We start from the raw sequence: 6425 nt of genomic DNA on the forward strand, positions 1-6425 counted from the left end.
CTCGCAAGCTTTTTGAAGTCAGTGTTATTAAGGCTATCCATGGCTAAATTTCACAATAATTCATCAATCTTAATTAGATCACATTTTTACTTTAATTGGTATAAAGACACCGAGCCCCTGCACTTCATGCTATTCCGGCACATATCAGAAAGCCTAGTCTGACGACTAGGCTTTCGTCGTTTCCTGCGTATGTGTTTTGGGTTTTAGTAGTAGATCCTTATCGCTAGCTATGAAGTACTTCTCTATATATCGGGAGGTGCTGCTTGGGAATATAGGTGGTCACTTCTAACTCTTAAGCTAAATAGAGCAGAGCACTAATCTGATTGTTTTACTATGTGAAATTCTCTATCGCGTACGTACTTCGCCCTAAGGAGTGAGACTTTATTGCTTGAATACGTAAAGGGTAATTGTCGATTATGTTCGTATTGGTACTCGTTTAGCTGCTATCTAAACCATACCTGATACACGTATCTGGAACCCTGAGACTGACTAAGGAAAAGGTAGGATGCTTAACACTTCAAGCTATCACACTCACTATGCATAAATAGAGATGTTGACTTGAAATGACCATCAAGCAAACTTATCTCGTTATCTCGTTATCTCGTTATCTCGTTATCTCGTTATCTCGTTATCTCGTTATCTCGTTATCTCGTTATCTCGTTATCTCGTTATCTCGTTATCTCGAAAAACGCCTAGCGTTTGCTAGGCGTTGATAACTAGTGTTTCTAATACACTGACTACAGTATTTGTTTGAGTACTCTGTCGGCTTTTACACGAGTGATCTTACGAATCAACTTCTGAACTTCCATCGGGTAGCTCTCTACCTTGTCTAACTGCTTATAAGTACAGATAAGCTGAGTGTGTTGAAGGATGTTATCCACTTCAGCCTGAAACTTGTCTGTTAGGTGATGGTAGTTATCTTGGATAAAGATACCGTTCTCTAGATCCAACTTCCATGCGCGTGGATTTAGATTATTACCTGTTAGTAGCATGTAGCGCTTATCTACCCAAATGCCCTTTAGGTGGAAGCTATTGGAATCGTGTTGCCAAAGTCGAATTGATAGATTACGGCTAGCAATATGAGCTTCATTCGCTTTAGCGAAACGGCGTAAGTTCAGTTCGTAAAGGTATGGCAAACCACCAATCGTTTTAAACTCTTCTTCTGGTGAGATAAAGAAATCATTCGCTGTCTTATCACCAACAACAATGCTGACCTTTACGCCACGCTTAAGTGCTTTCTTCACTTCTTTAGCTAGGCTAGGTGGGAAGTTGAAGTAAGGTGTGCAGATGAAGATTTCATCTTTAGCTTGAGCGACGAGTTGGTTGATTCCCTGATTCAGACGGTTACGTCTTTTACCGATACCAACCAATGGTGTTACAGCCACTTGCTCTGCTGAAACCTCTTGCCCTTCGAATTGATACTGAGACCTTGCCAATGATGCTCGAAACTGACGAATCGCTGGTTTCAGTTCTTTGGTCGCAGGCTTGTTCTTATCAGCCAGGTCATAAACAGCGCTGTCCGCAACCATCTGTTCGTGTACGTAGGCAAACATTGAGTCAGCAAGAGCTGCATTGTTTAAAACATGGTAACGATCAAAGCGATATCGGTCATGGTAATTCAGATAGATATTGTTAAGGCTTGCACCGCTGTATATCACGCTATCATCGACGATAAAGCCTTTTAAGTGCAATACGCCAAAGACTTCTTTGCCGCGAACGGGAATGCCATAGACAGGCACAGAATGTTGATATTTCTCTGCGAACTCTTTATACATGGCTGCATTGCCTTCAGAAGACTCTGCGCCAATCAATCCACGCTGCGCCCGGTGCCAATCGACACAAACGCTCACGTCTAATTCTGGATTCTTTTGCTTTGCTTCATATAAGGCAGTTAGGATCTCACGGCCAGCCTCATCATCTTCAAGATACAAAGCGACTAAACTAATACGAGTCGTTGCGCGAGATATTTCATCAAGTAGGCGAGTTCGAAACTCTTGCGCTGATAGTAGTACTTCAAACTTGTCAGGATTCTGCGCTATGGTTGGCAACTGTATGAATGGATTCCTACTGGCAATCATATTGACTGTTTTACCTTAAAAATATGCAAAATTGCGAACCTTTAATTTTACCAAAGGGATAGCACCAAATACTAGATAATCGAGGCATTCTCTAACAATTTTGCTGATAATGCATAGGAATGAGATCTTTTCCGCTATTCGAATAGCGCTCGTATAAAACTCTTAAACCATTTGGTAGATCTTTAGGGTCTACTTGTACGAATTTGTGTCGCGCGTAAAAATTGGTGAGATGAGCGTACGCAAAGCAGTAATCATCTTCCGTAAGCGTATGTTGCGCACAATAATCCATAAGCTGGGAGCCTAATTGCTGACCACGATGTTGTTTTGATATCGCCATACCGGTAAGTAAGCGATTATTTTCTATTGTACGAAAACGCACGACACCGCACAGTTCGTTATTCAGCAATAACGAATAGATCAGTTCACTCTTATTCGCTTTTCCCGTTGGGTAATGTTCTTTATAGAAACGTTTAACTAGGGGAACCTTTACTGGGTCTAATTGAGTAATGATGACATTGTTCATTCAGTCACTGCGCCATTGGTTTATCTGCTGTAGAATGACCGCAGTGTAAGTTAATTGAATATCGCCATGCAATTCCATCTCAATGCTAGTTTAAAAAATGTTCATACTTTTTCCATCGATCAGACGTGTGATGCGTTGGTTGAAGTCACCACTACCGAAGAACTTATTTCGCTTTACAAAGACCCTAAATGGTCAGCTTTGCCTAAGTTAATACTGGGTAAGGGCAGTAATATGCTTTTTACTGAGCACTTCGCTGGCCTGGTCATCGTGAATAAATTAGCCGGGATTGAGCTGGCCGAGACGGACAGTCATCACCTACTGCATGTGAGTGGTGGCGAGGATTGGCCAAGCTTGGTTGAGTGGAGTGTGGATAAAGGGCTGGGTGGTCTAGAAAACCTAGCAATGATACCCGGCTGTTCCGGCTCTGCTCCGATTCAGAATATTGGTGCGTATGGTGTTGAGCTACAAGACGTATGCGAGTATGTCGATATCCTGTGTCTGGATACTTATACAGTTAAGCGATTAAGCAAAGAAGAGTGTCTCTTTGGTTACCGAGATTCTATTTTCAAACACGCTCTCTACGATAAAGCGATTGTTGTTGCGATTGGTTTAACGTTGCCGAAAGAGTGGGAGCCATGCAATCACTATGGCCCGTTAAAAAGCCTAGCAGCCGATACGCTCTCCCCTCGCACTATATTTGATGAAGTGTGTGCTATCCGTTCAAGTAAGCTGCCAGACCCTAGAGTACAAGGGAATGCGGGTAGCTTCTTCAAAAACCCTGTGATCACCAAAGATCATTTTGATCGCTTGTTAGCTCTATATCCAAATATGGTTGGTTATGAGAGTAATGACATGATCAAAGTTGCTGCTGGCTGGCTGATTGATCAATGCCAGTTCAAGGGTGTGACAGAAGGTGGCGCTCAGGTTCACCCCAACCAAGCATTGGTTATTATCAATTATGATGAGGCTTCTGCTGTGGATATCCTTAAGCTTGCAGAGCGAGTGCGCCAGTCCGTTTTGAATAAATTCGATATTCGATTGGAACATGAAGTGCGCTTTATGGGACGAGACTGCGAGACAAACTTGGATAAGGCTTTGGAGTCATTGGCATGAGAGAGCACAGTACCAAGCTTGCACTATTGAGATGTCTTGCTGACGGTGAGTTTCATTCAGGTGAAGACCTAGGTGAAATGATTGGCGTATCACGAGCGGCTATCAGTAAGCACATTAAAGGTATTCAAGAGTGGGGTTTAGATATCTACCGAGTACAAGGCAAGGGTTACAAACTAGCCAGTCGTTTGGATATGCTTGACCAAGACAAATTGTCTGCAGTTAGTCGCGATGCTTCTCTTGAACTCATTCCCATCATAGGTTCTACAAACCAACACCTATTAGAGCGCACTAACACCCTCGAATCGGGTTCTGTCTGTATTGCTGAATATCAAGCTGCGGGTCGTGGACGCCGTGGACGAGAGTGGGTATCACCATTTGGTGCAAACCTCTATCTTTCAATGTATTGGAGACTCGACGCGGGGATGGCTGCCGCAATGGGCTTAAGCCTTGTGGTTGGTGTAGCTGTTGTTGAAGCTTTGGAAGAGATGGGCGTAGAAGGTGTAAAGCTTAAATGGCCGAACGACCTTTACCACAATGACAAGAAGCTTGCAGGTATCTTGGTCGAGCTGTCAGGACAGTCTGGCGGCGCTGCGCATATTGTGATTGGTTTAGGGCTAAACCTATCCATGGATCCAACAACATCAGGTATTGGCCAGCCATGGACTTCCCTTAAAGAAGTGTGTGATGGGAAGGTGCCAGACCGTAACCAGTTAGCGCAGGCTCTGATCAATGCTTGGGATAAGTCACTTGTCGACTACGAGTTGAAAGGAATGTCCAATTTTTTAGAGCGTTGGAACCGCTTGGATAATTTCTTAGGTCGCAATGTTAGATTGATCATTGGACCTAGAGAAATTGAAGGTGTTGTTCAAGGCATCGATGAACAAGGTGCTGTATTGCTCAAAACTGAGAATGGTGTCGAGAGCTATATTGGTGGCGAGATATCGCTAAGAAAAGGCGACTAAGGCGTTACTATTTTCTTAGTAACACTTCTTCAACCATATGATCTGCGCCTTTACGTAGAATCAGGTGAGCCCTTTCTCTTGTCGGAAGGATATTTTGTTCAAGGTTCAAGCCATTAATTGAACTCCAGATACCTTCTGCTTTGTCCAATGCGGCTTGGTTCGATAATTTAGTGTAATGACTAAAGTAAGAGCCAGGCTTAGTAAACGCGCCATCGCGGAATTTCATAAAGCGATTGACGTACCATTCTTTGATTTGTTGGCTATCAGCGTCAACATAGAGTGAGAAATCAAGGAAGTCTGAAATAAACACGCGATGTGGCTCGTGTGGATAATTCATTCCGGTTTGTAAAACATTAAGCCCTTCAATAATAAGCACATCTGGTAGGTCGACGCACTTAACGTCATCAGTAATATTGTACGTAAGATGCGAGTAAACAGGGGCTGTGACATTTCTCTTGCAAGCTTTTACATCCGAAACAAAGTTCACTAAACGCTTGATATCGTAAGATTCAGGAAAGCCCTTTTTGCTCATCAACCCTTTCTCTTCTAACACCTCGTTTGGATATAAAAAGCCATCGGTTGTCACTAGTTCAACTTTTGGGTGGTTTTCCCAGCGAGAGAGTAGGGCTTTAAGCAGACGCGCAGTGGTACTTTTGCCAACAGCTACGCTACCCGCAATACCGATGATAAAAGGTGGCGCTTTCTCTTTCTTATCTAGAAATTGGTGGAGTACCGAGTTTCTATTCTGTCTGGCTGCCACATAGAGGTTCAATAGACGAGATAGCGGTAGATAGATCTCTACTGCCTCTTCCATTGTGAGCTTTTCATTGATGCCTTGAAGCTCTTTTAAGTCGCTCTCAGAAAGTGTCATCGGAACTAAATTCCTTAGCTCAGACCAACGTTCGCGGTCAAATGACATAAATGGGCTCATACAAAACTCTATAGTGGATAACAAAACAAGTGCATGGAAAATACATCAAGCGATAGATAAATAAAATATCTTCCTGTACTAGATGCGGGTTAAAGACGTAAACCTTGAGCTAAATAGCCGTATGTAGGAGTTTGGTCAGAGAATTTTGCACTTTTTTTCAATTTACTATTGCAAGGTGGAAAATCATTCAATAAAATGCGCCCCACTTGTGCCGACTTAGCTCAGTAGGTAGAGCAACTGACTTGTAATCAGTAGGTCACCAGTTCGATTCCGGTAGTCGGCACCACTTTTTCCCTTCCTATAAGGCAAGCGAGAGAAAGCTCAAAATTTGGAGAGGTTCCCGAGTGGCCAAAGGGAGCAGACTGTAAATCTGTTGGCACTGCCTTCGATGGTTCGAATCCGTCCCTCTCCACCATATTCTAAAGGTTAAATAGCTCAAACAGAGTTACGTGTTGCGTGCATCGTATAATGGCTATTACCTCAGCCTTCCAAGCTGATGATGCGGGTTCGATTCCCGCTGCACGCTCCAACTCATTTTGTGTGCTGATATAGCTCAGTCGGTAGAGCGCACCCTTGGTAAGGGTGAGGTCCCCAGTTCGACTCTGGGTATTAGCACCAGTCTAAAGCTTCTTCTCCTTTAATAAAGAAAACCATTTTTTTTGGTTGCGTGGTCTTATTTTAAGCCACCTAATCCGTACCTAGAGGGACACCCCATGTCTAAAGAAAAATTTGAACGTACGAAACCGCACGTAAACGTTGGTACTATCGGCCACGTTGACCACGGTAAAACAACTCTAACTGCTGCTATCTGTACTACT

At 43.3% G+C, this 6425-nt stretch carries 6 protein-coding genes and 4 tRNA genes; 7 read left to right on the forward strand and 3 right to left on the reverse strand.

The genetic code is table 11. From position 1 onward, the window contains the following. Nucleotides 1–737: 737 nt before the first annotated feature. Nucleotides 738–2078, reverse strand: a complete 1341-nt coding sequence (pssA, locus tag F0229_RS21415) for a CDP-diacylglycerol--serine O-phosphatidyltransferase (protein ID WP_029235079.1) — start codon at nucleotides 2076–2078, stop codon at nucleotides 738–740. Between the two features lie 91 nt (nucleotides 2079–2169). Then, nucleotides 2170–2601, reverse strand: a complete 432-nt coding sequence (locus F0229_RS21420; protein ID WP_017059798.1) for a GNAT family N-acetyltransferase — start codon at nucleotides 2599–2601, stop codon at nucleotides 2170–2172. A gap of 66 nt (nucleotides 2602–2667) precedes the next feature. On the opposite strand from F0229_RS21420, the gene murB reads away from it, so the two are divergent. Both murB and birA read left to right on the forward strand, forming a co-directional pair. After that, entirely contained in the window at nucleotides 2668–3714 is a 1047-nt protein-coding gene (murB, locus tag F0229_RS21425) for a UDP-N-acetylmuramate dehydrogenase (RefSeq protein ID WP_017059799.1), read from the forward strand. After that, nucleotides 3711–4676: a bifunctional biotin--[acetyl-CoA-carboxylase] ligase/biotin operon repressor BirA gene (gene birA / locus F0229_RS21430; protein ID WP_017059800.1), complete on the forward strand. Its 966-nt coding sequence runs from the start codon at nucleotides 3711–3713 to the stop codon at nucleotides 4674–4676. Before murB ends, birA begins: the two co-directional genes overlap by 4 nt. A 7-nt stretch (nucleotides 4677–4683) precedes the next feature. Here the strand turns inward: birA and coaA are convergent, their stop codons facing one another. Then, a complete protein-coding gene (gene coaA / locus F0229_RS21435; RefSeq protein ID WP_017066910.1) occupies nucleotides 4684–5607 on the reverse strand; it encodes a type I pantothenate kinase in 924 nt (307 codons plus the stop codon). A 210-nt stretch (nucleotides 5608–5817) separates the two neighbouring features. On the opposite strand from coaA, the gene F0229_RS21440 reads away from it, so the two are divergent. From F0229_RS21440 to F0229_RS21460, 5 genes are all read left to right on the forward strand, one after another. After that, nucleotides 5818–5893 (forward strand) — tRNA-Thr (locus F0229_RS21440). A gap of 44 nt (nucleotides 5894–5937) precedes the next feature. Next, nucleotides 5938–6022 (forward strand) — tRNA-Tyr (locus F0229_RS21445). A 39-nt stretch (nucleotides 6023–6061) separates the two neighbouring features. Beyond that, nucleotides 6062–6136 (forward strand) — tRNA-Gly (locus F0229_RS21450). A 13-nt stretch (nucleotides 6137–6149) separates the two neighbouring features. Then, nucleotides 6150–6225: transfer RNA gene (locus tag F0229_RS21455), tRNA-Thr, on the forward strand. A gap of 41 nt (nucleotides 6226–6266) precedes the next feature. Then, nucleotides 6267–6425, forward strand: a 159-nt coding sequence (locus tag F0229_RS21460; RefSeq protein ID WP_253643689.1) for a GTP-binding protein, incomplete at its 3' end; no start/stop codon positions are given.

The organism is Vibrio sp. AIC-3 (genome assembly GCF_013114515.1).
Taxonomy (GTDB): Bacteria; Pseudomonadota; Gammaproteobacteria; order Enterobacterales; family Vibrionaceae; genus Vibrio; species Vibrio crassostreae_C.